Annotated in this window: 23 protein-coding genes; 10 read left to right on the top strand and 13 right to left on the bottom strand. The window is 71.0% G+C overall.

Annotated features, from left to right (window positions below; all coding sequences use genetic code 11):
• Positions 1 to 4: 4 nt before the first annotated feature.
• From AB0I81_RS05775 to AB0I81_RS05750, 6 genes are all read right to left on the bottom strand, one after another.
• A complete protein-coding gene (locus tag AB0I81_RS05775; protein WP_360650578.1) occupies positions 5 to 1,111 on the bottom strand; it encodes a VWA domain-containing protein in 1,107 nt (368 codons plus the stop codon).
• The gene (locus tag AB0I81_RS05770) at positions 1,104 to 1,961 is read right to left on the bottom strand and encodes a MoxR family ATPase (RefSeq protein WP_360650575.1); all 858 of its coding nucleotides are present in this window, start codon (positions 1,959 to 1,961) and stop codon (positions 1,104 to 1,106) included. Before AB0I81_RS05770 ends, AB0I81_RS05775 begins: the two co-directional genes overlap by 8 nt.
• On the bottom strand, positions 1,951 to 2,967 hold the full coding sequence (locus AB0I81_RS05765; RefSeq protein ID WP_360650572.1) for a molybdopterin cofactor-binding domain-containing protein: 1,017 nt from the start codon (positions 2,965 to 2,967) through the stop codon (positions 1,951 to 1,953). Before AB0I81_RS05765 ends, AB0I81_RS05770 begins: the two co-directional genes overlap by 11 nt.
• Before the next feature lie 3 nt (positions 2,968 to 2,970).
• The gene (locus AB0I81_RS05760) at positions 2,971 to 4,350 is read right to left on the bottom strand and encodes a molybdopterin cofactor-binding domain-containing protein (RefSeq protein ID WP_360650569.1); all 1,380 of its coding nucleotides are present in this window, start codon (positions 4,348 to 4,350) and stop codon (positions 2,971 to 2,973) included.
• The gene (locus AB0I81_RS05755; protein WP_360650567.1) at positions 4,350 to 4,907 is read right to left on the bottom strand and encodes a (2Fe-2S)-binding protein; all 558 of its coding nucleotides are present in this window, start codon (positions 4,905 to 4,907) and stop codon (positions 4,350 to 4,352) included. The genes AB0I81_RS05760 and AB0I81_RS05755 overlap by 1 nt, the downstream gene beginning before the upstream one ends.
• A gap of 61 nt (positions 4,908 to 4,968) precedes the next feature.
• Complete coding sequence (locus AB0I81_RS05750) at positions 4,969 to 5,766, bottom strand: FAD binding domain-containing protein (protein ID WP_360650564.1); 798 nt, start codon at positions 5,764 to 5,766, stop codon at positions 4,969 to 4,971.
• A 69-nt stretch (positions 5,767 to 5,835) separates the two neighbouring features.
• Between AB0I81_RS05750 and AB0I81_RS05745 the strand changes: the two genes are divergently transcribed.
• The 3 genes from AB0I81_RS05745 to AB0I81_RS05735 all read left to right on the top strand — a co-directional run bounded on the left by AB0I81_RS05745 (position 5,836) and on the right by AB0I81_RS05735 (position 8,083).
• Entirely contained in the window at positions 5,836 to 6,519 is a 684-nt protein-coding gene (locus tag AB0I81_RS05745) for a GntR family transcriptional regulator (RefSeq protein WP_360650558.1), read from the top strand.
• A gap of 69 nt (positions 6,520 to 6,588) precedes the next feature.
• Positions 6,589 to 7,188: an RNA polymerase sigma factor gene (locus AB0I81_RS05740; RefSeq protein ID WP_360650556.1), complete on the top strand. Its 600-nt coding sequence runs from the start codon at positions 6,589 to 6,591 to the stop codon at positions 7,186 to 7,188.
• Positions 7,181 to 8,083, top strand: a complete 903-nt coding sequence (locus AB0I81_RS05735) for a hypothetical protein (protein WP_360650553.1) — start codon at positions 7,181 to 7,183, stop codon at positions 8,081 to 8,083. The genes AB0I81_RS05740 and AB0I81_RS05735 overlap by 8 nt, the downstream gene beginning before the upstream one ends.
• Before the next feature lie 239 nt (positions 8,084 to 8,322).
• Here the strand turns inward: AB0I81_RS05735 and AB0I81_RS05730 are convergent, their stop codons facing one another.
• On the bottom strand, positions 8,323 to 9,546 hold the full coding sequence (locus tag AB0I81_RS05730; RefSeq protein ID WP_360650550.1) for an MFS transporter: 1,224 nt from the start codon (positions 9,544 to 9,546) through the stop codon (positions 8,323 to 8,325).
• A 202-nt stretch (positions 9,547 to 9,748) separates the two neighbouring features.
• Positions 9,749 to 11,539 (bottom strand): calcineurin-like phosphoesterase family protein, encoded by a 1,791-nt coding sequence (locus AB0I81_RS05725; RefSeq protein WP_360652013.1) that lies wholly within the window; start codon positions 11,537 to 11,539, stop codon positions 9,749 to 9,751.
• A 430-nt stretch (positions 11,540 to 11,969) separates the two neighbouring features.
• Here AB0I81_RS05725 and AB0I81_RS05720 point away from each other — a divergent pair, with 430 nt between their 5' ends.
• Positions 11,970 to 12,452, top strand: a complete 483-nt coding sequence (locus AB0I81_RS05720; RefSeq protein WP_360650547.1) for a DUF4396 domain-containing protein — start codon at positions 11,970 to 11,972, stop codon at positions 12,450 to 12,452.
• A 10-nt stretch (positions 12,453 to 12,462) separates the two neighbouring features.
• On the opposite strand, the gene AB0I81_RS05715 is transcribed toward AB0I81_RS05720, so the two are convergent.
• Both AB0I81_RS05715 and AB0I81_RS05710 read right to left on the bottom strand, forming a co-directional pair.
• The gene (locus AB0I81_RS05715) at positions 12,463 to 13,539 is read right to left on the bottom strand and encodes a beta-eliminating lyase-related protein (protein ID WP_360650544.1); all 1,077 of its coding nucleotides are present in this window, start codon (positions 13,537 to 13,539) and stop codon (positions 12,463 to 12,465) included.
• Positions 13,540 to 13,554: 15 nt separating this feature from the next.
• Entirely contained in the window at positions 13,555 to 14,310 is a 756-nt protein-coding gene (locus AB0I81_RS05710) for a sulfite exporter TauE/SafE family protein (protein WP_360650541.1), read from the bottom strand.
• 139 nt (positions 14,311 to 14,449) lie between these two features.
• Between AB0I81_RS05710 and lgt the strand changes: the two genes are divergently transcribed.
• Positions 14,450 to 15,313 carry a prolipoprotein diacylglyceryl transferase gene (gene lgt, locus AB0I81_RS05705; protein WP_360650538.1) on the top strand — a complete coding sequence of 288 codons (864 nt, stop codon included), beginning with the start codon at positions 14,450 to 14,452 and terminating at the stop codon, positions 15,311 to 15,313.
• Here the strand turns inward: lgt and AB0I81_RS05700 are convergent.
• Positions 15,303 to 16,394 (bottom strand): hypothetical protein, encoded by a 1,092-nt coding sequence (locus tag AB0I81_RS05700; RefSeq protein ID WP_360650535.1) that lies wholly within the window; start codon positions 16,392 to 16,394, stop codon positions 15,303 to 15,305. The genes lgt and AB0I81_RS05700 overlap by 11 nt on opposite strands.
• A 799-nt stretch (positions 16,395 to 17,193) precedes the next feature.
• Here AB0I81_RS05700 and AB0I81_RS05695 point away from each other — a divergent pair.
• Positions 17,194 to 18,210, top strand: coding sequence for a helix-turn-helix domain-containing protein (locus AB0I81_RS05695; RefSeq protein ID WP_360650532.1), 1,017 nt, complete (start codon positions 17,194 to 17,196; stop codon positions 18,208 to 18,210).
• A gap of 29 nt (positions 18,211 to 18,239) precedes the next feature.
• Here AB0I81_RS05695 and AB0I81_RS05690 read toward each other — a convergent pair whose 3' ends face one another.
• A complete protein-coding gene (locus AB0I81_RS05690) occupies positions 18,240 to 19,679 on the bottom strand; it encodes an aldehyde dehydrogenase family protein (protein WP_360650529.1) in 1,440 nt (479 codons plus the stop codon).
• Positions 19,680 to 19,862: 183 nt separating this feature from the next.
• Positions 19,863 to 21,725 (bottom strand): potassium transporter TrkA, encoded by a 1,863-nt coding sequence (locus tag AB0I81_RS05685; protein ID WP_360650526.1) that lies wholly within the window; start codon positions 21,723 to 21,725, stop codon positions 19,863 to 19,865.
• Between the two features lie 185 nt (positions 21,726 to 21,910).
• On the opposite strand from AB0I81_RS05685, the gene AB0I81_RS05680 reads away from it, so the two are divergent.
• From AB0I81_RS05680 to kdpA, 4 genes are all read left to right on the top strand, one after another.
• Positions 21,911 to 22,654: a helix-turn-helix transcriptional regulator gene (locus AB0I81_RS05680; protein WP_360650523.1), complete on the top strand. Its 744-nt coding sequence runs from the start codon at positions 21,911 to 21,913 to the stop codon at positions 22,652 to 22,654.
• Between the two features lie 77 nt (positions 22,655 to 22,731).
• Entirely contained in the window at positions 22,732 to 24,270 is a 1,539-nt protein-coding gene (locus AB0I81_RS05675) for a long-chain fatty acid--CoA ligase (protein WP_360650520.1), read from the top strand.
• 219 nt (positions 24,271 to 24,489) lie between these two features.
• Complete coding sequence (locus AB0I81_RS05670) at positions 24,490 to 24,579, top strand: potassium-transporting ATPase subunit F (protein WP_360650517.1); 90 nt, start codon at positions 24,490 to 24,492, stop codon at positions 24,577 to 24,579.
• A 20-nt stretch (positions 24,580 to 24,599) separates the two neighbouring features.
• Positions 24,600 to 26,240 (top strand): potassium-transporting ATPase subunit KdpA, encoded by a 1,641-nt coding sequence (gene kdpA, locus AB0I81_RS05665; protein ID WP_360650515.1) that lies wholly within the window; start codon positions 24,600 to 24,602, stop codon positions 26,238 to 26,240.
• Position 26,241: the final 1 nt, after the last annotated feature.

The raw sequence follows: 26,241 nt of genomic DNA, 5'->3' as shown, positions 1-26,241 counted from the left end.
AAGATCACTCCTTGGCCAAGGTCTGTACCTGCTCGTACGCCGTGCGCAGGTCCCGTACGCCGGCAAGCGCGTCCACATCCCCGAGCACGGCCGACATGCCGCGCGTGATCGGCCGGTAGGCCGGGTCGCAGGCGAGCGGCGTCCACCACAACAACCGGTGCCCCAGCAGCGACAACCGCCGCACGGCCGCCCGCATCGGCCCGCAGTCGCCGCGTTCCAGGCCGTCCGAGAGCACGATCACCAGGGCGCCGCGCGCCATGGTGACGTACCGGGCGTTGCCCAGGAACTGCTGGAGCGAGGGGCCGATCCGCGTCCCGCCCTCGGCGTCCAGGACGACCTCGCTCAGCGAGCCGACGGCCGCGTCCACATCGCGGGCCCGCAGCGGCCCGGTGACGCGGGTCAGCCGGGTGCCGAAGGTGAACACCTCGGCGCGGTCGAGGCAGCCGACAACGGCGTGCGCGAAACGCAGGTAGCCGGCGCTGTGCTGCTTCATCGAGCCCGACACGTCGATGAGCAGCAACACCCGGCGCTGCCGCCGGGGACGGTTCCGCCGCCGCAACGTCACGATCTCGCCGTGGCCGCGCCAGGACTCGCGGCAGATCCTGGCCAGGTCGATCCACGGGCCCCGCCGGGCGGGCCGGCGGCGGCGTGAGCGTACCGTGGGCATCGCGTCGCGCAGTTCCCTGCGCAGCAGGGGGAGCACCGCGCGGTCGTCGGGGCTCGCCGGGCCGAACACCGGGCGTCTCTCGCGCTCCGCGGAGCCGGCCTCAAGGCCGGCCTGCCCGCCGAGCGCGGCCGCGAACGGAGTCTCGTCCCCCGTCCCGCGTGCGGCGGGGCTCTCGTCGTCGGGGGACTCCTCGTCGCGGGCGGGCCGTGCCGGGAGCCCGCCGAACCAGCGCGCGAAGACGGGGGAGTACACCTCCAGGTCCTCGCGGGAGTGGGTGAGCGTGCTCGCGCCGATCCAGTACAGGTGCGTGAGGTCGCGCGGGCCGACGGCCTCGATGGCCCGGAGGAAGATCCGCTGTTTGGCGACGGGCACGTGAAGGGAGTGCTCGCGCAGGTCCCGCAGGAACCCGTGCACGTGGTCGCTGACGAGGGACCGCTCAATCACCGAACACCTCCTCCGCGTGCCGGCTGACCAGGGCCAGGTCCTCCTCATGCTTGACGAGCAGCCCCGCGGACCTGCGCATCGCCTCCGGCCAGCTCGAACCCTCGCCGGCCAGCGCCTGCACGCCGCGCGCCCAGGACGTCGACTCCGCGATGCCGGGGCGCTTGAGCAGCGCCAGGCCGCGGATCCGGTGCACGGCGGTCACGAGACGGGCCGCGCTGCGCTCGTCCAGGCCCGGCGACTGCGCCCGGATGATCGCCCGCTCGCGTTCCGCGTCGGGGAAGGGGATCCAGTGGTACAGGCACCGGCGCTTGAGCGCGTCGTGCAACTCGCGGGTCCTGTTCGAGGTGAGGACGACGAACGGGACGCTCGCCGCCCTGATGGTGCCGATCTCCGGGACGGTGATCTGGAAGTCGCCGAGGAACTCCAGCAGGAACGCCTCGAACTCGCTGTCGGCACGGTCGATCTCGTCGATCAGCAACACCGCGCCGGACGCCGCCCGCAACGTTCTCAGCAGCGGGCGTTGCAGCAGGAACTCCTCCCGGTACAGGTCGCCGACGCCGCGCCCCTCCACCTCGGCGGCCCGCAGGGACAGCAGTTGCTTCGGGTAGTCCCACTCGTACAGGGCCTGGGAGGCGTCCAGCCCTTCGTAACACTGCAGCCGGATCAGCTCGCGGTCCAGGACCCGGGCCAGGACGTTCGCGATCTCCGTCTTGCCGACCCCCGGCTCGCCCTCCAGCAGCAGCGGCAGCCCGAGCACGCCGGCCAGGTGCACGGCGGTGAGCAGGCCCTCGTCGGCCAGGTAGCCCTCCGCGCCCAGCCGCCCGCCCAGCTCGTCCTGGTCAACCGGCACGGCCGGCCCGCAACTCGTCGAGTCCGCGCAGGACCTTCTCCGGGGTGAACGGCATGGTCGTCAGTCGTACGCCGACCGCGTCGTACACCGCGTTGGCGATCGCCGGGATCGGCGCGTTCGCCGTCATCTCACCGATCCCCTTCGCCCCGAACGGCCCGTTTCCGGCGGGCCGTTCCAGGAACACGCTCGTCTGCGCCGGCAGGTCGGCCGGCCCCGGCATCAGGTAGGAGACGAAATCGACCGGGCCGTGCTCGCGCGAGTCCGGATAGTACGGCTCGGTCGACTCGAACAACGCATGCGACAACCCCATCCAGGCGCCGCCCTCGACCTGCTGCGTCGCGATGGCCGGGTTGAGCGCGCGCCCGACCTCGTAGGTGTTGTAGAGCCGCAGCACCTCGATGACGCCGGTCTCGTCGTCCACCTCGACCTCGGCCACCGTGCACGCGTGCGCCTGGCAGGAGTCCGGGTCCATCTCGCCGGTCTCCGGCACCGGAGTGCTCGGCTCCTTGAGGAAGATACCCCGGCCGGAGATGGTCCTGCCCTGACGGAAGTGCGCGGCGAGCGCGACGTCGCTGATGTGGATTTGCTTCTCCGACGATCCCTTGAGGCGGACGAAGCCGGTGCCGTCGGTCTCCAGATCCTCCGCGTCCACCTCCAGCTCGTCGGCGGCGACCTGCAACATCACCTCCCTGGCCTCGCGGGCGGCCATGACCACGGCGTTGCCGACCCGGTGGGTGCCCCGGCTGGCGAACGTCCCCATGCAGTGCGGGCCCGTGTCGGTGTCGGCGGTATCCACGATGACGTTCCCGATCGGGATGCCGAGCGTCTCGGCCGCGCACTGGGCCACGACCGTGCGCAGGCCCTGGCCGAGATCCACCGAGGAGAGCGTGACCACGAAGCCGCCCATGGTCGTGGCGTGCACGAGTGCCTGCGACGGGTCGCCGCCGAGGTTCATCCCGGTGGGATAGTTGACCGCCGCGTACCCGCGCCCCTGCCGCAACGCCATCGCTCAGCCCTCCGTTCGTTCGCTCGACGACATCGCCCGGTACTCCGGCGGCAGGTCGTGCCCCACCAGGTCGGCGGCGCGCTGGATCACCTCGACCAGCGCCGTGCCCGACGCGATCTTGCGGTGCGCCTTCATGTCGCCGTCCCGGTAGGCGTTGATGAGCCGCAGCCGCAGCGGGTCCATGCCCAGCTCCCTGGCGATGTGGTCCATCTGCGACTCCAGCGCGAAGTCGCCGATCGTGACGCCGAACCCGCGCATGGCGCTGGACGGTGTGCGGTTGGTGTATACGCAGTGGCAGTCCACGTGCACGTTCGGGATCGTGTACGGGCCGGGCATGTGCGCGGCCGCCTTGGTGGCGCCGTACGGGCTGTGCCGGGAGTAGGCGCCCGCGTCCACGTACAGGGAGACCTTGCGGGCGACGATCCGGCCGTCGTCCATGACGCCGTCCTTGATGTAGATGCGCTCGGCCGCCCGGGTGGAGGAGACCTGCATCTCCTCGGCGCGGCTGTAGACGTACTTGGCGGGCCGGCCGGTGAGCATGGCCGCGATGCAGGCCAGGGGCTCGACGATGACGTCGACCTTGCCGCCGAAGCCGCCCCCGACGGTGCCACCGACGACACGCAGGCTGGTGGGCGGGACGTCGAGGATGAGCGCGGTGTTGTCGAGGGTGAAGAAGGCGGCCTGGGTGTTGCTGTGGATCCGCAGCCGGCCGTCACCCTGGGGGACGACGACGCAGCCGGTCGGCTCGGTCGGCGCGTGCTCGATGGGTGAGGAGCCGTAGCGGCCCTCGATGACGCGGTCCGCCTGCGCGAAGCCCCGCTCGACGTCGCCGAAGCGGACCCGGCGGCAGTGGTGTCCCTCGTACACGAAGTGGTTGGTGCCCGCCTGCTTGATGATCGGCGCGCCGTCGGCCAGCGCCTCCTCGACGTCCAGGACGGCGGGCAGGTCGGTGTAGTCGACCACGACCCTGGCGGCGCCCTCGCGGGCGGCCTCCTCGGTCTCGGCGATCACGGCGACGATCGGTTCGCCGCGGTACAGGACCCGGTCCTCCGCCAGTACGGGCTCGTCGTCGGGGCCCACGCCGATCAGGCGGAGCACGACGTACCAGTTGCCTGGCACGTCCTCGTGGGTGATGACCCGGAGCACGCCCGGCACCGCCAGTGCGCCGGAGACATCGACCCGGTTGATGAGGGCGTGGTGCCGCGTGGACCGGTGGATCTTGACGTGCGTCAGGTCCGGCGGCGTCATGTCCTCGAAGAAGACCGTGCGGCCGGTGACGTGGCCGCGGGCGTCCGAGCGCTGGACGGCGGAGCCGATGACGGTGAAGTCGCCCGCCCGCTCGTCCTTGAAGTACGCGGTGTCGATCGGCGTGAGGCGCGCCATCAGACGTCGGCCTTCGCGGGCGCCGGGGCTTTCGCGGGCGCTGGGGCTTTCGCGGGCGCCGGGGCGTTCGCGGACGCCGGCGGGAGGGCGCGGCGGCGTTCGGCGGCGGTGAGGACGGCGGCGATGATCGGCTCGTAGCCGGTGCAGCGGCAGACGTTGCCGCAGATCGCCTCGGTGACGTCCTGACGGGTCGGATCCGGTTTCCGGTTGAGCAGCGCCGTCGCGGACATGATCATCCCAGGGGTGCAGAAGCCGCACTGCGTCGCGAACAGGTCGACGAACGCCTGCTGCACCTCATCGAGCCGGTCGCCGTCGGCCAGGCCCTCGATCGTCTCCACGGCCGAGCCGTCGATGGTGGCGACGGGGACCAGGCACGAGACCACGGGCCTGCCGTCCAGCAGCACCGTGCAACTGCCGCAGCCGCCCTGCGCGCAGCCGCGCTTGGCCCCCATCAGCCCGAACGTCTCGCGCAGGGCGTTCAGCAACGTCGTCGACGGCCGGGCGATCAGCTCCCGCTCGGTGCCGTTCAGCTTGAGCGTGACGATCCTTGAGGGCATTCGATCCCCTTTCAGGCCCCGAGCAAGGCACGACTTCCACGCCCCGAGCAGGGCACGACTTCTACGCCCCGAGCAGGGCACGACGCAGGTGGACGGGGTAGACCCGGGCGCGGTACCAGGCGGAGGCGTAGGCGTCGTCGAACGGCTCGATGACGTCCGCTTCCGCCGCGCGGGCGACGACCTCGGCGGTCAGCGGCGCGCCCAGCAGGACACGCTCGGCGCCGGTCGCCCGCAGCAGGCGGCGGGCGAGACCGCCGAGCACGAGACGGACGTCGCCGACCACGCCGTCCTCGACCGTGATCCGGGCCGCCACCGTGACGATGGCTCCCGAGTTGAGCTGCCGCCTGCTCGCCTTGTGGAACCGGAAGGTGCCCGCCGCCGGAGCGGTGAACCGGATCCGGGTCACCAGTTCGCCCGCGGGCAGGCCGCCGGTGACGATCCGTTCCAGCGGCTCGCGGCGCACGCCGTCCGCGCCGAGCACGTCCAGCTCCGCGTCCAGGGCGAGCAGGGCCGCCGCCAGGTCGCCGTACGGCTGCGGCACGAAGAGGTTGCCGGCCACGGTGGCGAGGTTGCGGACCGGCGGGGAGGCGATCGAGCGCAAGCAGCCGGACAGGAAGCCCAGCCGGGCGTCGTCCTCGACGTCGGCGAGCGTGGTGGCCGCCCCGATGGCCACGGAGGCGCCCTCGACCTCGATGCCGGACAGTCCCGCCCGGCGCAGGCTGACGAGCCGCAGGTCGCCGCCGGCCTCATCGTTGAGCCGGGTCATCAGATGGGTGCCGCCGCCCAGCGGTACGGCCCCCGTCTGGAGGTCCGCCCGAGCCGCCTCGGCGCTCTCCGGTGTCTGAACCGATATCAGCATCTAGGCTCCCATTATCGATATCGATAATTTGAGAGTAGATGGCATGATCGAAGAGTCAAGGGAGGATATTTGTCGGATTCCACGGGCAACCCGTCCACCGTCCCGCGCTCCGCACGGCCGACGCTGAGCCGGCAGATCCGCGACGGCCTGCTGCAACGGATCGTCTCCGGCGAGCTCGGCGAGGGCGACCGGCTGATCGAGACGAAGATCGCCCAGGAGTTCGGCACCAGCCAGGCCCCGGTCCGGGAGGCGCTACGGCAGCTTGAGGGCCTCGGCCTCATCGAGGGCCAGCCCCGCCACGGCAGCCGGGTGCTGCCCTTCGCCGAGCAGACGATCCGGGAGGCGTACATCGTGCGGGCGGCCCTGGAGGAGACCGCGACGCGGCTCGCGATGCTGGCCGGAGTCCTGCCCTTCGACCACCTGGGGGAGGCGGTCGCGGAGATGCACCGCTGCGCCAGGGACGACGACGTGCCCGGCATCGGCGCGGCCAGCGCCCGCTTCCACCGGCACGTCGTACGGGCGGGCGGCAACGGCCTGCTGACCCGCGCCTGGGAGGCGCTGCAGATCGAGGCGCGCACGGCCATCGCCCTGATGGTCACCAGGCCGGAGCTCGAACGGGTCGCCGAGGAGCACCGCGAGCTGCTGGAGGTCATGCGCGCCGGGGACGTCGAGGCCGCCTGCCGGCACGCCCGCGACCACCAGTGGGCCTACGCCGACACGCCGCACGACCCGTACGGGACCCCGAAACGCTAGAACCGGGAACCGCTCGCGTCCGGCAGGGCAACAACTGCTGTCCTGGTTCATCGCCGAAAGGCACACAACGTGAGCGAAACAGAGCGGACGGAGGGCGATGACGCCTCCCATATCGAACGCTCCCTGCGCGAGTCGGAAGCCTTCGCCGAGGTGTTCCGCCGGCACGCCGCCGGTATCACCCGGTACGTCGCCAGAAGGCTGGGGGCCGACGCCGCCGATGACGTGGTGGCGGAGACGTTCCTGACGGCGTTCGGGCAGCGTGGCCGCTACGACCTGTCCCGCCCGAACGCCCGCCCCTGGTTGTACGGCATCGCCACCAACCTGATGGGCCGGCACCGGCGTGCGGAGGTGCACCAGTTAAGAGTTCTGGAACGGACGGGCATCGACCCGGTGACGGCCCCCTTCACCGACCGCAGTGACGACCGGGTCAGCGCCGAGTCCGCCCGCCGCCGCCTGGCCGGGGCGCTGGCGACGCTGCCCGGAGGTCACCGTGACGCGCTGCTCCTGGTCGCCTGGGCCGGCCTCACCTACCCGGAGGTCGCCGAGGCGCTGAACGTACGCGTCGGAACCGTGCGCTCGCGCCTTAACCGGGCCAGGGAGAAGCTGCGCAAAGAGCTCGGAGAGGTCAACCCGATGGCCATCGTCAGCGAGGAGCCCGTCCATGAATGAGATGACCGAGCTCGAACGCCTCCGCTCGGAAGTGCCCCCGCCCAGCTCGGAATCCCTGATCGCGCAGGAGAACCGCCTGCTGGCGGCCATGGCCGCCGCTCCCGCTCCCGCTCCCTCTCCCTCTCCCGCTCCCACTCCCGCTCTCGCTTTCCGGCGACGGCGACGCAGCCGCTCCGTCCTCGTCGGCCTGCTCGCCACCGCCGTGCTCGCCGTCGCGGCCGTCCTGGGCCCGGCGCTGATCGGGCGGGACTCCGACCCCACCGCCTACGCCAACGCCGCCATGGACATCGAACTGCGCGGTGACACGTACGTGGCCACGATCAAGGACCCGTTCGCCGACCACGCCCTGTACTCGGAGGCGTTCAAGGCGATGGGCCTGGACGTCACCCTGGACCTGCGGCCGGCCTCCCCGACGAAGGTCGGCCAGATCTTCCGGCTGGGTTTCGCCGGCACGACCGAGAAGGACCGCATCGGCGGCGGCCTGGAGCCGGAGGGCTGCACTCCCGGGCGGCCCGGTTGCGCCCTCACCGTCACCATCTCCAAGGGCTTCAGCGGCAAAGGCATCATCTACCTGGGCCGCCCGGCCAAGCCCGGAGAGGCGTACCAGAACAACGCGGACGCCAGCAAGGCGGGGGAGTCGCTTGAGGGCTTCGACCCGGACGGCCGCACGGTCGCCGAGGTGCTGGCCGAGACGCGTAAGCGAGGTCTGGAGGTGACGTTCCAGATCATCAGGCCCGCCCCCGGCGGAAACGGCTTCTCGGCGAGCCCGGGCGATCAGTCGGCGAAGGTGGGCGGCCACTGGATCGTCTGGGCGGCCGAACCCCACCGGCAGGGTGCGGTGCGGCTGCTGGTGTCGGAGAGGCGGGTGGCGAAGAACCCCGTCCACGGAGACTGACCTCACTTGTCGTGGTCTTGCTCGTTGAGCGGGAACGGGGAAGCCTGGTGGTATTCGCGGGCATTGGCGGAGTGCCCCGGCCTGGCCCGGACACCAACGTCGCGGTGTCCGGGCCGCTCCGGCCGACTCAGGGTCCGGCAGGCTCAGGGTCCGGCAGGCTCAGGGTCCGACCGGCTCAGGGTCCGGCGGGCTCACGACTCGGTGGGCTCACGACCCGATGGGCTCACGTTTCGGTGGGCTCACGTTTCGGCGGGCTGGGGGCGAGGGCTGCGAGCGGCCTCGCGGACGAACGACAGCGCGACGGCGCCCGCCAGCGGGCCCGCCGCCAGCGTGCTGAACGCGGCGGTGAAGGAGCCGGACATCTGGTAGACCGCGCCCACCACGACGGGCACCGCGACACTGCCCAGTTGCGCCAGCGCGTTCATCGCACCCGCCGCGGAGCCCGCCAGCGCCGTCCCCGACAGGCTGGGCACCATGGCGACCAGCAGCGGCGTGTACAGGTAGGCACCCAGCCCGGCGAAGGCGGCCATCGCCAGGAACGCCGGCTGCGTCTCCAGCCCGCCGAACACCAGCAGGCAGCCGGCGAAGGCGATCATCACCGCGACCGCCGGCCGTTTGCGTCCCCGCCCGGCCAGGTCCGTGGCCAGGCCGATGACCGGTTTGCCCGCCGCGCCCGCCGCCGCGAACACCACGACGACCGTCCCCGCGGCCACCGGGTCGATCCCGTGCCCCGTGACCATGAGGGTGTTGGACCACACCACGAAGCCGTACGTGCCCCACAACCCGCCGAACCCGGCCAGGCCGATCAGCAGCAGGTCACGCCGGCGCAGGAGGTCGCGCAGCGGCGGCGGCCGTACCGGCGCGGGGCCGCGCCGTTCGCGCAGCAGCGCCAGGCACACCAGGGCGAGCACCATCGACACCACCCCGAACAGGTGGTACGAGGTCCGCCAGTCATAGACCTGGATCAGCCGGGGCACGACCATGTTGGCGATCATCGTGCCGAGGGACGAGGCCATGGTGAACACCCCCATCGCCAGCCCGCGTTCCCGGTCGGGGAACCAGGAGGCGATGAGCTTGACGCCGGCCGCGAAGTCGGCGCCCGCGCACAACCCGATCAGCGCCTGCACCGCGATCCCCGCCCCGGCCGACGGCACGTACCCGAAGGCCACCATGAAACCGCCGGCCGTGAACAGCGAGCCCGACAACACGACCCGGCTGCCGATCCGGTCGCCGAGCATGCCGCCGCCGATGTTGGACAACACGTACCCCACGTAGTACGCGGTCGCGAACGCGCCCAGCCCCGCCAGCGACACCCCCAGCGCCTCGCCCGCCTGCAGCGACGCGGGCCCCCAGGTGGAGCGGTCGACGGAGGTCATGGTGAGCGAGGCCCAGCACAACAACAACACGACCCACCGGCGCCGGGACCTCTCCTCCACCGATGGTGACACTGAGTAATCACGCACGTGTAGTCACGTTACAATCCGCGGGCGATCCACTCCTGGCAAACGCGGAAGCCCGCCCCCGGAGGAGGGGCGGGCGGAAGAGCGGGCCGGTCAGCGCTCCTCAACGACGGTCAGCGCTTCGCGGAGGGCCGGCTCCTCGACGATGGTCAGCGCCTGACGAGGGTCAGCACTTACACACGAGGGTCAGCGCTTCGAACGACGGTCAGCGCTCCTCGACGACGCGGAAGCGCAGGGTGTCGGTGAACTGGCGGCCGTAGGAGTCGGTCGCGGTCACCACCGCGCGGTGCTCGCCCTCAGAGAGGCCGGCGGGCAGTTCGAGCCGCCACAGGTGCATCGCCCGGTCCGCCACGCTGCCGCCGTTGACGAGCTGCTGCGCCACGGCGTGCGGGTCGGACCACTCGGGGCCGACGCGCTGCGCCTCACCGCGCAGCGGCTGGGTACGGACCGCCGAGCTCGGCCGGCCGCCGTCGAGGCGCACCTTGACGGTGGAGCCGGTGGAGCCCATCCAGAAGTTGGTGGTGAGCCAGGTGCGCCCCGCCAGGTCCGCGCGGCTGACCACGTTCGGGTCGCCCAGCTCCGGCGCCGTGCCCTCGGGGGTCTGGTTCCAGGCCTGCCGGTCGGCGTACCACTGGCGGTAGGCCGGGGTGTTGAGTGCCAGCTGCGTCTGCACCTGATCGCTCTCGCCGGTGACCGTGTAGCGCTCCTTGAAGGAGTTGCCCCGCACGTCCAGGGTGAGCACGCCCGGCCGGCCGCCGTCACGGCCGACGGCGGAGGGGTAGCCCTTGTCGGACACGGCGCCGGAGTACCAGTCGCCGGAGATCGCGCCCGCGGTGATGTGCGGGAAGGGGAGCCGTTCGATGCCGAAGATGTCGCCCCAGCCCTTGGCCGAGTCGCCGGCCTTCATGTTCTCGATCGAGTGGCTGTGCCCGGCGACGGTGACCGCCTTGCGGCCCTTGAGCAGGTCGTGCACCTCGGCGACCTGGTCGACCTGGTGGATCGGGCTGCTCTCGTCGGCGAAGTTCAGCAGCCCGACGTGGCCGGCGATCACGACGAGCTTGTGGCGGTCGACCCTGGCCAGGTCCCGCTTCAGCCAGGCGAGCTGCTCCTCGTCGAGGCGGCCGTTGTAGGCCGGCTTGTTCTCCGGGTCGTCGCACTGGGGCCGGCGGCCGTCGGCGTTGTCGACGTCCGGCGTGCACGGGTAGCGCACCGTGTTCAGCGCCACGACGTGCACGTCGCCCACGTCGTAGGAGTAGTACGCGGGCGCGAGCTGCGCGCGGAAGGTGTCGAAGGAGTGCTCGGCGGTCTCGGCGTCGAAGTCGAGGTCGTGGTTGCCGGGCAGGAACCTGGCCGGTCCGTTGGTGAGGCCGGTGAGCTGCTTCACGTCGGGGTAGAGCGACAGGTCGTCGCCGACGACGTCACCGATGAACAGCGTGCCGCAGCCCCGGTAGTCGTGCCGCCGGGAAAGGTCGCCGATCGCGCCCTTGCGGGCGTACTCGACCTCTTTCTTGTTGTACGTCTGCAGGTCGCCCGCGATCACGCAGTGCTGCTCCCGCGACTGCGTGAGATGGCTGCGCACGAGCGGGAAGTTCACCGCGGACGGCAGCGGCCCCGTGGGCGCGATGCCGCCGTAGCGCAGCGCCGGCGAGCCTTCGGGCAGGTGGTTGTAGTGGAACTGCGCCACGTTCGACTCGTCCACGGGCACCTGGTAGCCGGACGGCTGCGTGACGAACACCGTCATGTTGTCGTAGACCGGCAGCTCGTAGCGTCCGCGGGAGTCGGTGGCGACCACGTCACGCCCGTTCGACACCATGACGCCGCCGAGCCCGCGCTCGTTCCTGTCGCTCACGCTGTCGCGGTCCTGGTCGAGGAAGACCTTGCCGGTCAGGACGGAGGGAGCGGACGAGCCGTCCTGCGCCCGGACGACCTCGACGTGACCTCGGTAGGCGCTCTCGTTCCAGCTCCCGGCCGTCGCCGAGTCGGCCGTGGCGGGGATGGCGGGGGTGAGCGTCGCGGCCGAACCCAGGAACGTGAGGGCCGCTAAGGCCAGGACGGTACGAGGCTTCTTGCGGTCTGAGGCTCTCAACACTGTTCTCCGAAAAGTCGCCGGGGTGAGGCGCCGGCGGTCCTGCACCGGCGGGGCGATCCTTTACGACATTTCTGAACGGCGACCGTATGAGAGCTGACGCACAGATGATCTCTTACTACCCGGGCCACCTCCGGTCAGAGGCCCGGGTCACCAGGGCGGCTACCACGGTGAAGACCTTGCCCGGATACCACGGCATCGCGGCGACCCGGCGGGCCGCCGACCTCCACCGTGGCGTCGTACGGGTCGGGACACACCCAGGGGGCAGTGCCCTCGATACGGCATAGGGGTATAGGGTGAGCCACGCTCGACGTGCGAACGATTCGCCTGGAAGGTGGCAATGTCCGAATCTGAACAGAGCGACCAGGGTCATCACGGGCCGATGAAGGCGACGTGGGCGGTGGCGGCGTCCGCGACGCTGCACTGCCTCACGGGATGCGCCATCGGCGAGGTGCTCGGCATGGTGATCGCCACCGCCCTCGGCTGGCACGACCTGCCCAGCATCCTGCTGGCCGTCGCCCTGGCGTTCGTCTTCGGCTACGCGCTCACCCTGCGCGGCCTGTTCCGCGCGGGGCTCAAGTGGCGTGCGGCGCTGCGGCTCGCGCTGGCCGCCGACACCCTGTCGATCCTGGTCATGGAGATCGTCGACAACGGCGTCATGCTGATCATCCCCGGCGCCATGGACTCAGGACTCGCCTCCGTCCTGTTCTGGGGCGCTCTGGCGTTCTCGCTGATCGTCGCCTTCGTCGTGACCCTGCCCATCAACAAGTGGATCATCGGAAGGGGCAAGGGTCACGCGGTGATCCACGCCTACCACCACTGACGGCGGCCGGTCAGGCGCCTGCCCGCTTGAGCAGCTCCTGGAGGAGGGCGGCGACCTCGGCCGCGCTGAAGTCCATCGCGTTCTCGCCGACGGTCACCTCGAAGCTGCACCGCGAGGGGTCCGGCCCGGACCGCACCCGGGGGTAGAGCTGGACGCCCTGTTCGGCGAGCAGTTCCGCGCCGGCCTTCTCCACGGCCCGCCGGGACGCCGGCAGGTGGACGTGGAAGATCGGCGTCTGCGGAGGATCGGGGTGCACCCGGGCCGCGCCGCCCGCGTTGACGGCGGCCGCGATCGCGATGGCGTGGTCCCGGTAGGCGGGCATACGTTCGGCGATGGTGTCCAGGCCCACCAGGGCGGACAGGGCGAGCGGCCACGCGTCGCCGATGCCGCCGCCGAGCCGTTGCCGCCAGGTCCTGGCGACGTCCACCGTCGCGGCGTCGGCGGCCAGCACAGCGCCGCGCGTGCCCAGCAGGCTCTTGTAGAGCGAGACGTACACGGTGTCGAACAGCGCGGCGATCTCCGCCGGCGGCCGGCGGTAGTAGGTCTGGGCCTCCCAGAGCCTGGCGCCGTCCAGATGCGCCGCCGCGCCGCCGGCCCGCGCCACCGTGACCTGGTCGCACAGGTCGTCCCATTCGGGCAGGAGCCCGCCGAGATCGCGCTGCGGCAACTCCCACACCACCGCGGCCACCGGTTCGCCGATGGCGGCCAGGTTCTCGGCGGTCATCAGCTCGAACGGGTCGCCGGTACGGCGGAACCACAGGCCGTGGACGGCGTTGTAGCCCTGCTCCTCCCACACGTCCAGGTGCGACTGGGGATGCGCCGCGAAGGCGCGCCGTCCGCTGCGCTCCGCGTGCACCCGCAGCGCCACCTGCTGGGCCATCGTCCCGCTCGGGAAGAACAGCGCGGACTCCTTGCCGAGCAGCGCGGCCAGCCGCCGTTCGAGCACCGCGACCGGGCCATCGGGGCCGTCGGGCGGCGTGTCGTCGTCCACGAGGGCGAGCATGCGCTCCAGCACGGCGCGCGGCCCGCGGCCGATGGGGGCGTGCAGGAACAGTGAGCGGCGCACCCGCGGGGCAGGGTCGGCCATCGTCTCGCTCCAATCTCAGTGCAGCACCAGCTGGGCGATGGCCACGGCGCCCACCACCACGATGAGGGTACGCAGGATCGCGGGGCTGAGCCGACGGCCCGCCCTGGCCCCGATCTGGCCGCCGATCGCGGAACTCACCGCGAGGAGCACCACGGCGGTCCAGTCGAACTCCGCGGCGACCAGGAAGAAGATCGCGGCGACCCCGTTGACCACGGCGACGAGAACGTTCTTGATGGCGGTGAGCCGTTGCATGCTCTCATTGAGGAGCATGCCCATCAGTGCGACGTAGATGATCCCCTGGGCGGCGGCGAAGTATCCGCCGTACACGCTGGCCAGCGTCAGCCCGGCGAACAACAGGAAGCCGCCGTCGGCGCCGCCCTTGCGCGTGCGGTGGCGCAGTTTCGCGCTGATCCACGGCTGCAGGACGATCAGGACGAGAGCGAGGGCCACCAGGACGGGCACGATCGTCTCGAACGCCGAGGCGGGCAGCGTCAGCAGGAGCGTGGCGCCGGTGAGGCCGCCGATCAGGGCGCCGACGCTCAGTTTCATGATGCGCCGGCCCTGGCCGCGCAGCTCCTCGCGGTAGCCGATGGCCCCGCTGATCGAGCCGGGGATCAGGCCGAGCGCGTTGGAGACCGTGGCGGTGACCGGCGGCAGGCCGGTGGCCAGGAGAACCGGGAACGTGATCAGCGTTCCGGAGCCGACGACGGTGTTGATGGCACCGGCGCCGACGCCCGCCGCGAATATGGCAAGCATTTCCCCAACCGTCATGCCCGCCTTATTCCTCCGTAGGTGTTCTTGGGGTGAAGCGTAGGGTTTGAACGCTTCGACGAGGACCGAAGCATAGCGGTACCGTCACCGTCCCCCCGCCGCCTGGTCAAGCCGCCCCGCGTTGGCTAGCCTCACCGGCATGCTCCTTGCCGCGATTCCCAGCCCCGCCGAGGGGGTCTGGCACCTCGGCTTCATCCCGATCCGGGCCTACGCGTTGTGCATGGTGGCCGCCGTCGTGTTCGGCGTCTGGCTGAGCGAGCGCCGCTGGCGCGCCGCCGGCGGCGAGAAGGGCGCGATCTACGACATCGCGGTCCCCGGGGTGATCTGGGGCCTGGTCGGCGCCCGCCTCTACCACGTCATCACCGACTGGCAGACCTACTTCGGCGACCGGGCGATCAAGGAACCCTACCGGGCGCTGTTCATCTGGGAGGGCGGGCTCAGCATCTGGGGCGCGGTCGCGCTGGGCGGCGTCGGCGTGTGGCTGGCCTGCCGCCGCCGCGGACTCGCCCTCGGCCCCATGGCCGACGCGATCGCCCCCGGCATCGCGTTCGGGCAGGCGATCGCCCGCTGGGGCAACTGGTTCAACCAGGAGTTGTACGGCAGGCCGACCACGCTGCCGTGGGGCCTGGAGATCGACCGGGCGCACGGCGGCGAGCCGGGCGTGCTCTACCACCCGACCTTCCTGTACGAATCGTTGTGGACCGTGGCCCTCGGTTTCCTGCTGATCCTCATCGGCAGGCAGTTCACGCTGCGCCACGGCCAACTGTTCGCCTTCTACGTCGCCGGTTACACGCTGGGGCGGTTCTGGATCGAAGGGCTGCGGATCGATCCGGTGGGCGGGGTGGACCACGCGGTCACGTTCCTGAGCCTGCGGATCAACCAGTGGACCTCGATCGCGCTGTTCGCCGGCGCGCTGGTCTACCTCTGGATGACCCGCCCCAAGAACCCCGCCCCACGCGACGTGGACGGCAGGGCGAGCACGGAGACCGAGGTCAAGGGCTGACCGCCAGGAACAGGAACGCGGCGAACAACACCAGGTGAACCCCGCTCTGCATCAGCGTCGCCCGCCCCGGGACCACCGTGAGGGTCGAGACGACGAACGTCAGGGCCAGCAGCACCATGTGCGTGGCGCCGAGCCCGAGCAGCAGCGGCCCCTCCAGCCAGATCGAGGCCACCGCGATGGCCGGGATCGTCAGCCCGATGCTGGCCATCGCGGAGCCGAGCGCCAGGTTGAGGCTGATCTGCACCTGGTCGCGCCGTGCCGCCCGGACCGCCGCGATGGTCTCGGGCAGCAGCACCATCAGCGCGATCGCCACGCCCACGACTGCGTGCGGCAGCCCCGCCGACGACACCGCCGCCTCGATCACCGGCGACTCCACCTTGGCCAGCCCGACCACGGCGACCAGCGCCACCAGCAGCAGCCCCAGACTGCCCAGCGCGGTACGCGCGGAGGGGCGCGGCGCGTGGTCCTCCTCGCGCATGGTCCTGCCCTCGACCTCGACGGGCAGGAAGTAGTCGCGGTGCCGGACGGTCTGCGTCAGCACGAACAGCCCGTACAGCAGGAGCGAGGCCACCGCGGCGAACGCGAGTTGCGCGGGGGAGAAGACCGGCCCGTTCGCGCTCGTCGTGAACGTGGGCAGGACCAGGCTGAGCGTGGCCAGCGTGGCCACGGTCGCCAGCGCCTTGCCCGTGCCCTCCGCCTGGAAGATCGCTGTCTTGCGCTTCAGCGTGACCGCGAGCAGCGACAGGCCGACGATGCCGTTGCAGGTGATCATCACGGCCGCGAACACGGTGTCCCGCGCCAGCGTCCCCGTCTGCGGGCCGCCGGACATCATGAGGCTGACGATCAGCGCCACCTCGATCACCGTCACGGCCACGGCCAGCACCAGCGATCCGAACGGCTCGCCGACGCGGTGGGCGATGACCTCCGCGTGGTGCACGGCGGCCAGCACGGCTCCCACCAGCAGCAGCGCCGCTACCACCATCAGCGCGGTGGGTATCTCACGGCCCCATGAGAGGACCAGGGCCAGCAGGGCCAGCACCGGAACGACAATGGTCCACTTGTTCATGGCGTCGCGAATCATGGGCAGTACGCGGTCCCTTCTTCAGGCATGGCTGCCTGGACATCCCTTACATGGACAATCGAGAGTGATGCCGCCCGGGCCCAGGCGTCATTCACAGGCGGTTCCTGAACGGCTCCGCCGCAGGTGAGAGCGCCTCTCCGAGAGGCCAGGAGGACGAGAGCCCTCCGAGGCGCCAGGGGCGAGCCTTCCGAGGCGCCAGGGGCGAGCCTTCCGAGGCACCGGGGCCGTGCTACGGGCGGCTGCGGCTTCGGACGGCTGCGCTTCGGGTGGCCGTGCTTCGGGCGGCCGTGCTTTGGGCGGCCGTGCTTTGGGCGGCCGTGCGCGCCTCCGCCGGGCGGCGGGCGGTGGGCTCAGCCGGATTCAGGTGGGCGGACGCCCATGTTGGCGCCCCATGTGCTCACGTAGCCGTTCGTACCGATCGGACGGAACTCCAGCCACCGCACCACCTGACGCGCACTCCGGACCCGGGGCCACGAACGCCTGCCACCGGGCCAGCCCATCGTCCCCCCTCCGAAATGCACGTTTTGCCCATTCTATCCGCATTTGAGAGCCGAGCTGGAGCCAGTCCCGCGACCGTCTGCGGCCGCCGCCGTCCCGGCGCAGCAGCTCGCTCGCCCGCCGCACCGCCTCGTCCTGCGTGGCGGTGGTGGGACGCGCGGAAGGTGAGAAAAGGTGGGAACGCTCCGGCTCTGTCACGTAATCGCCCCGGTTCGCCGGCGGATCCAGTGGGGAGAATCGATCCGGACGAGGGCGGCCCGCGGCATGACCGCCCGTGCACCGGGAGGAAGAGGAACCCCTCATGCTCGCTCGTACGGCGGGGAATGAGCAGGTGGAGCGCTTCCAGCAGACGGCGTCCGACGCGTTCGCGCCCCTGCGGATCCGCCCGACGGCCCCGGGCACGGGTGGCGCGCTGCGCGGTGCGCGGCCCGGTGAGGTGCTCATCACTCGTATCACCGGAGGTCCCTGCGTCGTGCAGCGCACCAGCGCGCTCATCGGTTCCGCCGACCGCGAGCTGGTCAAGGTGGCGCTGCACGGGTCGGGCCGGGCGGGTGTGCAGCAGGACGGCCGCCAGTGTCTGCCGGGCGCGGGCGATCTCGTCGTCTACGAGACGACCCGGCCGTACGAGCTGCGGTTCTGGGATCCGTTCGACCTCGTCGTGCTCGGCATCCCGCGCCCGCTCCTCGGCGCGCACGCCGACCTGCTGGCGGCGCGGACCGCCCTGGTGGTGCGGACGGACGGCGGCGGCCGCAGACTCGCGGCGACCCTGCTGCGGGACGCGGCCGACGAACTGGACACGATCGGCGGGCCCAGCACGATCGGCGGGCCCAGCACGGTCGGCGCGTCCAACGCGGTCGGCGGGCTCGACACGATCGGTGAGCTGGGCACGATCGGCCGGGGCGGTGCCGCGCACCTGGCCAACGCGCTCGTCTCCGTCGTGCTGTCCGCGCTGGCCGAACAGCCGACACCCGCCCCCGGGCAGGACGATCTCGCCGACCGGCTGCTCACGTACTGTCTGGGCCGGTTGCACGACCCGGGGCTGAGCCCGGAGTCGGTGGCCCGCGCGCACCACATCTCGGTGCGTTACCTGCACAAGGCGCTCAGCGGGCGCAGCGTCACGCTCGCGTCCTGGATCCGCGCGCAACGGCTGGAACGCATCCGGCGTGACCTGGCCGATCCCGCGCTCGCCCGCCGCAGCGTGGCCGCGATCGCCGCCCGCTGGGGCATCTTCGACGCCACACACCTCAGCCGCGCCCTGCGCGCGGTATGCGGGCAGAGCGCGGCCGAGATCAGGAAGGCGTCGCGTCATGCGACCTGAGCCGGAGTGCTCCGGTGAGAGGCCGGGCTTCAGGCGAGGTTGGTCCAGATGCTCTTCACCTCGGTGTACGCCGTGATGGCCTCCCAGCCCATCTCCCGCCCGATGCCGGAGGCCTTCATGCCGCCCCAGGCAGCGGCGGCGTCCAGGCCCTGCATCATGTTGATCCACACGGTGCCGGCCTTCACCTGCCGGGCCAGCCGGTTGGCGGTGCCGATGTCGCGGGACCAGATGGCGGCGGCCAGACCGTAGTCGCTGTCGTTGGCCAGCACCGTCAGCTCCTCCGGGTCCTCGTAGGGCAGAACGGTCAGCACCGGGCCGAAGATCTCCTCGCGCGCGATGCGCATGTCCTGCCGCACGCCCGCGAAGACGGTCGGCTCGTAGAAGAAGCCGCCGGCCAGCTCACCGCCGGGCCGCTGCCCGCCGGTCAGCAGCTGGGCGCCCTCCTGCCTGCCGAGGGAGACGTAGCGTTCCGCCTGCTCGACCTGCTCGGCCGAGACCAGCGGGCCGAGGTGCACCTCCGGGTCGAGGCCGTTGCCCAGCCGCAGCGTGCCGGCGGCGCCGGCGAGCAGGTCGGCGAACTCGTCGTGCCGCTTGGCGTCGACGTAGAAGCGGGTGTATGCGGCGCAGACCTGGCCCGAGTTGAGCAGCCCGCCCAGCAGGTTGCCCTGCAGCACGGCGGCGAGGTCGGCGTCCTGCGCGATGATGCTCGGCGCCTTGCCCCCAAGCTCCAGTGACGCCTTCTTCAGCGTGCGCCCGCATTCGGCGCCGATCTCCCTGCCGACGAGCGTGGAGCCGGTGAAGGAGATCTTCTTCACCAGCGGATGACGTACGAGCGCGCGCCCCACGTCAGGACCGCCGTTGACGACGTTGACCACGCCCGGCGGGATCCCGGCCTCCTGCATGAGCTCGGCCAGCCGCAACGTGGACAGCGGGGTCTGCTCGGCGGGCTTGATCACCACCGTGTTCCCCGCGGCGAGCGCGGGCGCGAGCTTCCACACCAGGATCATCAGCGGGAAGTTCCACGGCGTGATCAGCCCGCAGACGCCCAGCGGCTCGCGGCGGCTGCGATAGTCCACGTCCGGCACGGACAGCGGCACGGTGACGCCGGTGATCTTGGTGACCCAGCCGGCGTAGTAGCGGAAGTGCTCCACGGCGTTGGGCACGGAGAAGCCCGCGCTCACGTTCAGCGGCTGTCCCTGGTCCTGGGTCTCCAGCCGGGCGATCTCGTCCGTGTGCTGCTCCAGCAGGTCGGCGACGCGCAGCAGCAGCCTGGCGCGGGCCGCGGGCAGCAGCCCGCCCCACTGGGGCGAGGCGAACGCCGCGGCGGCGGCGCGCACGGCCGCGTCGACGTCCGTCTCCGTCGCCTCGCGCAACTCCGCGAGCACCTCTCCGGTCGCGGGGTTGAGCGAGTTGAAGGCGGACCCTCCGCCCGGCGTCCACTCGCCTCCGATGAACATGTCAGTACGCATCTGCCGATCTCCCTTTCCTCACCACGGGGGTCGCGGACGCCTCCTTCCGGAACGGAACGGCTGTGTCACTTTGGGCGAACCGTACGAAGGCACGGAGCGGGCGGGTCGCCAACCCGCGCACGGGCAGTCGCCAACGCGCGCACGGCAGCCGCTGACGCGCAGCACCGGGACCGGCCGGGGTTTTCAGCTCTCGGCGAGCACGATGACGCTGTCGTGGGCCTCCAGCACGAGGTCGGTGTCCTTGGGCGGGTTGAGCCGCACCCCGTACGTCGGCGCCTCCTGGCTGTGATCGTGCAGGCGGTAGCCGATGGCGGACTCGCCCCGCCGCCGCGCGGACTCCAGGACGGTGGCGAAGTTCACCCGCGCCCCGGCCGGCACGTACGAGGGGGCGGGCTTGAGGTAGATCTCCGAGCCCGACGGGTCGAACAGCGCGGCGAAGACCCCGTGCAGGTGGCGGTTCTCGCTGAGCTGCGTCAGCAGCAGGCTGATCAGCCTGCTGCTGACGATGAAGTCGTCGGCCTTGGTGACCTGGGCCACCTCGCGGTTCTGGTCGTCGTTCATCTCGGTGACGATCGAGAACGGGTCGCCGAGCCGCTCCTCGATGTCGCGCAGGTGCAGCAGCGTGACCAGGGTGCGGTCGTCGGCGTGGCAGGGCTCGACGTCGTCGTCGGCGAGCACCACGATGTGCTGGTAGCTGCCGAGGTCCAGCCGCTCCAGCGAGGCCCTGCTGGTCGGCCGGCAGGGCTTGTGATGGACCGACAGGCCGGCCCGCGCCGCGTTCATCGCCTCGTCGGGCCGCCTGGGCGCCGCGATGACCACCACCGAGCCGGGCTCGACGAGGCGGTCGAGCAGGTCGATGATCTTGGCGCCGCGCGCGTTCCAGCCGATCAGCAGCGTACGGTCGGGCCGGGCGGTCCTGCCGCACGCCTCCACCACGGCCTCCTCCCTGATGGGCGGCTGCTTGGCCGTGGGCCGGATCAGCAGGTCGTCCTCGGCCAGCACGATCACCTGGTCGCCCGCCTCGATCAGGGTCTTGCCGTCGGGGTTGACCAGCGTCTGGCCGTCCGCGGTGCGCAGCCCGATGGGCACGCCGAGCTCGTAGGCGTGCACGGCCTCGCCGAACGTCCTGCCGATGAGGGAGGGCTCCGTACGCAGGTAGAGCTCGTTGCCCGCGAAGTCGAGCAGGTCCGTGCAGACGGTGGACAGGCCGGCCTGCCGGTGCGACTGCACCACCAGCCGGACGGCGATGTCGTCGGCATCGATGACCAGGGCGGATTCGCCGCCGGCCAGCCTGGCCGCCGCCAGGTTCTCGCTGTTCTGCACGGCGGTGACCACGTGCGGCCGGCGGGGCCGCCAGGTGCGGTTGTTCAGCAGCAGGAGCGTCTTCATGATGTCGATGTCGGCGTCGGCGCCCGCGCGGGGCAGCACGATGATCGCCTTGGCCGTGTCCGGGCTCACGAGCTCCAGGTCGGCGCGGTTGAGCGGGTTGCCGGAGCGGCAGATGACCCGGGTCCTGCCGGCCTCGGGAATCCGCGCCCGGATCTGCTGCTCCATGTCGACCTTGTCCTGGCCGGCGAGCACCACCACGCAGGAACGTTCGCCCTGGTTCGCCTTGACCAGCTCACTGATCACCGTGAACACCTGGTCGGACCAGCCGAGCACGATCGTGTGACCGCGCTCGATCAGCCGGGACCGTCCCTTGCGCAGCTTGTCGATCTGCTTCTCCAGGCCCGTGGTCAGCACGCCGATGAGGGCGCTGACCACGAAGATGCCGCCGATCGTGACGAAGAGCATCAGGCTGAGGAAGAGCGCGCTGCCCTTGTCGGCGCCCATCGTGCCCGGATCCAGCGTGCGCAGCAGGCTCATCCAGGCCACGCCCGCCCAGCCGCCGTTCTCCTCGGTGTCGGTGTTGGTGAGCAGCACCACCAGGACGGTGACCACGAGGATCATCAGGGCCGAGCACAGCCCGAGCCAGCCGATCAGCGCCGGCGTCCCGCGGTCCATCGTCCGGTCGAACCAGTAGCGCAGCCGGTCTCGCAGCTTCATCAACCCCGCCGTCGCATGTTGTCGTCGTACCATCGCTCTGCGTAATCATGTGCCTGTGTAGCCTAGCGATGCGTCGCGGTCCTTCTCCTCGTTATCGCTAAATGGGCTGAACTTTCACCCCCGCCTTCACGGGAAGGCTCCGCGCCGCGACGATCGGAGACGAACCGCGACCGCAAGGAGGCGTGATGGCAGATCGCTGGCGCGGCTGGTGCCTGCTCCGCCCCGGCGTCCTGCTCTATGGCGGCACCATCGGCACGAACCAGCTACACGCCCACCACGCGGTCCACCTGATCGTCTCCGCCGAGCCCTTCACCATGGCCGACGCCCATGGCCGGCGGGTGACCACCAGGACCGCGGTCGTCCCGCCCGACACCGGCCACACCATCATCGCGGGAGCCCATGGGGCCCTGCTGGCCCAGCTGGAGCCCAGCGGCTCGGCGGCCCGCTCCCTGCTCGCCCGCTCGGGCGCGGGGGCCGAAGCCCCGACCTGGAGCCCGCCCTGCGAGGGCCGGCCCGCGTTCGCGGGCGTGGCGGAGGCCGGGGCCGCCTTGAAGGTCGTCGAGGACTGGACGGGCACGCGCGGGGCCGCCGAACCCGCGATGCACCCGGCGGTGGAGAGGGCGATCGAGGTGATCCCCACTCTGCTGGCCGGCGGGCCGGTACGGCTGGGCGTGGTCGCCGACGCGGTGCACCTGTCGCCGAGCCGGCTGGCGCACCTGTTCAGCGCGCAGGTGGGGATCCCGCTGCGCCCCTACGTACGCTGGCGGCGCATCCAGCACGCGATCACGTCGGTGGCGGCGGGGGAGTCGCTGACGACGGCCGCGCACGGCGCCGGATTCACCGATGGGGCACATTTCTCCCGCGTCTTCCGGCGCAACTTCGGCGCCGCGCCCTCCACGCTGGCCGCCGCCATCGACTGGCTGCCCTGAATCGACACGTTCGTACAAGCCTCCGCCGGCGCCGGTGCCGCATTCTTGGGGGCCCGGCGAACGGCGAAAGGGTCGCGATGCTCAATCTGTCGATCATCCTGGAAGACAGCGCCCGCAATGCTCCGGACCGCACCGCGCTGGTCTTCGGCGACCTGCGCCTGCCGTACTCGATGGTGAACTCCGTCGCGAACCAGGTGGCCGGTCTCCTGGCGGCCCGGGGCATCGGCAAGGGCGACAAGGTCGCGCTGCTCTGCCCGAACGTGCCCTACTTCCCCTTCGTCTACTTCGGCATTCTCAAGGCGGGGGCGGCGGTGGTGCCGCTCAACGTGCTGCTGCGCCCGCGCGAGATCGTCTACCACCTGACCGACAGCGACGCCAAGGCGCTCTTCTGCTTCGAGGGCACCGCCGAACTGCCCATGGGGGCGCAGGGGCGAGAGGCGTTCGACGCGGTCGAGGGTTGTGAGCACTTCTTCGTGCTGCCGGCCACGCCGCTGGCCACCGAGTCGGAGCACGGCGAGTCGTTCTGGGCGGCGCTGGGCGGCATGTCCGAGGAGTTCGAGACCGTACGGACCGAGCCGGGTGACACCGCGGCCATCCTCTACACCTCCGGCACCACCGGGCAGCCCAAGGGCGCCGAGCTGACCCACATGAACATGCTGACCAACACCATCGTGAGCGACGAGATGTTCCCGGCCGACCCCGGCGGCGACGTCTCCTTCGCCGTGCTGCCGTTCTTCCACTCCTTCGGCCAGACCGCGGTGATGAACGTGAGCGTGCGCCGCCGCGCCACCCTCGTGCTCCAGCCGCGCTTCGAGGCCGGCGAGGCGCTGGATCTCATGCGCCGGGAGAGGGTGACCATGTTCGCCGGGGTGCCGACGATGTTCTGGGCGCTGCTGTCGAAGATCCACGCGGACGGGGCGGGGGCGCCGCCCGCGCTGCGGGTGGCGGTGGCGGGCGGGGCCGCCTGCCCGGTCGAGGTGCTCAAGGACTTCGAGACCACCTGCGGCGTGCCGATCCTGGAGGGTTACGGCCTGTCGGAGACGTCGCCGGTGGCGAGCTTCAACCAGCCGGGGCGGCCCACCAAGCCCGGCACGGTCGGCTTCCCCGTCTGGGGCGTGCAGATGCGGCTGGTGGACGGCGGCTGGAACACCATCGAGGGTGAGGGCCCCGGCGAGATCGCCATCCGGGGGCACAACGTCATGCGGGGCTACTACGGGCGGCCGGAGGAGACCGAGGAGGTGCTGCGGGACGGCTGGTTCCGCACCGGCGACATCGCCACCCGCGACGAGGACGGCTACTACGCCATCGTGGACCGGACGAAGGACATGATCATCCGGGGTGGCTTCAACGTCTACCCGCGCGAGCTGGAGGAGGTGCTGATGTCGCACCCGGCGGTCTCGCTGGTGGCGGTGGTCGGGGTGCCGCACGGTACGCACGGTGAGGAGGTCAAGGCGTACGTCATCCGGGTGCCCGGCGCGACGGTCGGCGAGGAGGAGCTCGTCGCCTGGTGCCGGGCAAACATGGCGGCCTACAAATACCCGCGGATCGTCGAGTTCCGTGAGAGCCTGCCGATGACCGCGACCGGCAAGATTCTCAAGCGGGAGCTGCGGAGCTGATGTCCGCGTAGGGATCCCGTCAAGAATCAGCCTCCGCGCGTAGGGATGGTGTCAAGAAAGGCAATACGGGCCTATTTCGGCGTTTTCCTTGGTCTGCAGCCGCTCATCCTGGGCGGTGAATCGGACTCAAGGAGCAGGGATGGCCGACGTCATCTTCGTCGCCCTGACGATCGCGATCTTCGTGGTCTTCGGGTTGGTCGTCAAGGCGGTGGAGCGGCTGTGAGTGCTGTCAACGCCGCCGGACTTTTCGTGGTCGTCGGGCTGGTGATCTTCATGGTCGCGGCCCTGTTGTTCCCGGAGCGGTTCTGATGGGGACGACAGCGGCTGGGATGATCTTCATCGTCTCCTTGATCGCCGCGCTGGCCCTGGTGCACAAGCCGCTCGGCGACTACATGTACCGCGTCTACACGACCACGAAGCACAACGTCGCCGAGCGGGTCGTCTACCGGCTGCTCGGGGTGCGCGCCGACGCCGAGCAGAGCTGGGCGGTCTACGCGCGCAGCCTGCTGGCGTTCTCGGTGATCTCGATCCTGTTCGTGTACGGGCTCCAGCGGCTGCAGGACAAGCTGCCGCTGAGCCTGGGCCTGCCGCCGGTCACCGACCACATCGCCTGGAACACCGCGATCAGCTTCGTCACCAACACCAACTGGCAGGCCTATTCCGGCGAGTCCACGATGGGCCACCTGACCCAGATGGCCGCGCTGGCGGTGCAGAACTTCGTGTCCGCGTCCGTCGGCATGGCGGTGGCGATCGCCCTGGTACGCGGGTTCGCCCGGCGCAAGTCCGACACGATCGGCAACTTCTGGGTGGACCTGGTGCGCGGCTCGGTCCGCATCCTGCTGCCGATCGCCTTCGCCGGCGCGCTGGTGCTGGTCGCGGGCGGCCTGATCCAGAACTTCTCCGGCGTGCACGAGGTCACCACGCTGACCGGCGGCACCCAGTCGATCACCGGCGGCCCGGTCGCCTCCCAGGAGGTCATCAAGGAGCTGGGCACCAACGGCGGCGGCTTCTACAACGCCAACTCCTCGCATCCGTTCGAGAACGCGACCTCGTGGACGAACTGGTTCGAGATCTTCCTGATCCTGCTGATCCCGTTCGCGCTGCCGCGTACCTTCGGCAGGCTGATCGGCCAGGTCCGGCAGGGCTACGCGATCCTCGCCGTGATGGGCGTGCTGGCCCTGGCCAGCGTGCTGCTCACCAACGTGTTCGAGCTGTCGGGCGACGCGACCGTGCCGCAGGCGGTCGGCGCCGCGATGGAGGGCAAGGAGGTGCGCTTCGGCGTCTCCAACTCCGCCACCTTCGGCGCGGCGACCACGCTCACCAGCACCGGAGCGGTGAACTCCTTCCACGACTCCTACACGCCGTTCGGCGGCATGATGACGATGTTCAACATGATGCTCGGCGAGGTCGCGCCGGGCGGCGTCGGCGCGGGCCTGTACGGCATGCTGATCCTGGCCGTGATCACGGTGTTCGTGGCCGGGCTGATGGTCGGCCGCACGCCCGAGTACCTGGGCAAGAAGATCGGCGCCCGCGAGATCAAGCTCGCCTCGATGTACTTCCTCATCACCCCGATCCTGGTGCTCGTCGGCACCGCGTTCGCGATGGGCTCGGAAGAACGGCGCGCGAGCATGCTGAACGTCGGCCCGCACGGCCTGTCGGAGGTCCTCTACGCCTTCACCAGCGCCTCCAACAACAACGGCTCCGCCTTCGCCGGACTGACGGTCAACACCCCGTGGTACGACGTGGCGCTCGGCCTGTGCATGGTCTTCGGCCGGTTCCTGCCGATCATCCTGGTGCTGGCGCTGGCCGGTTCGCTGGCCGCGCAGTCACCCGTCCCCGAGGGCGCGGGCACGCTGCCCACACACCGGCCGCAGTTCGTCGGCATGGTCGTCGGCGTCACGCTCATCCTGGTCGCCCTCACCTTCCTCCCGGCGCTCGCGCTCGGCCCGATCGCAGAAGGACTGTCCTGAC

The sequence above is a fragment of the Nonomuraea sp. NPDC050404 genome, assembly GCF_040655495.1.
In the GTDB taxonomy this organism is placed as follows: Bacteria; Actinomycetota; Actinomycetes; order Streptosporangiales; family Streptosporangiaceae; genus Nonomuraea.
This window is presented reverse-complemented; position numbering and strand designations above follow the sequence as displayed.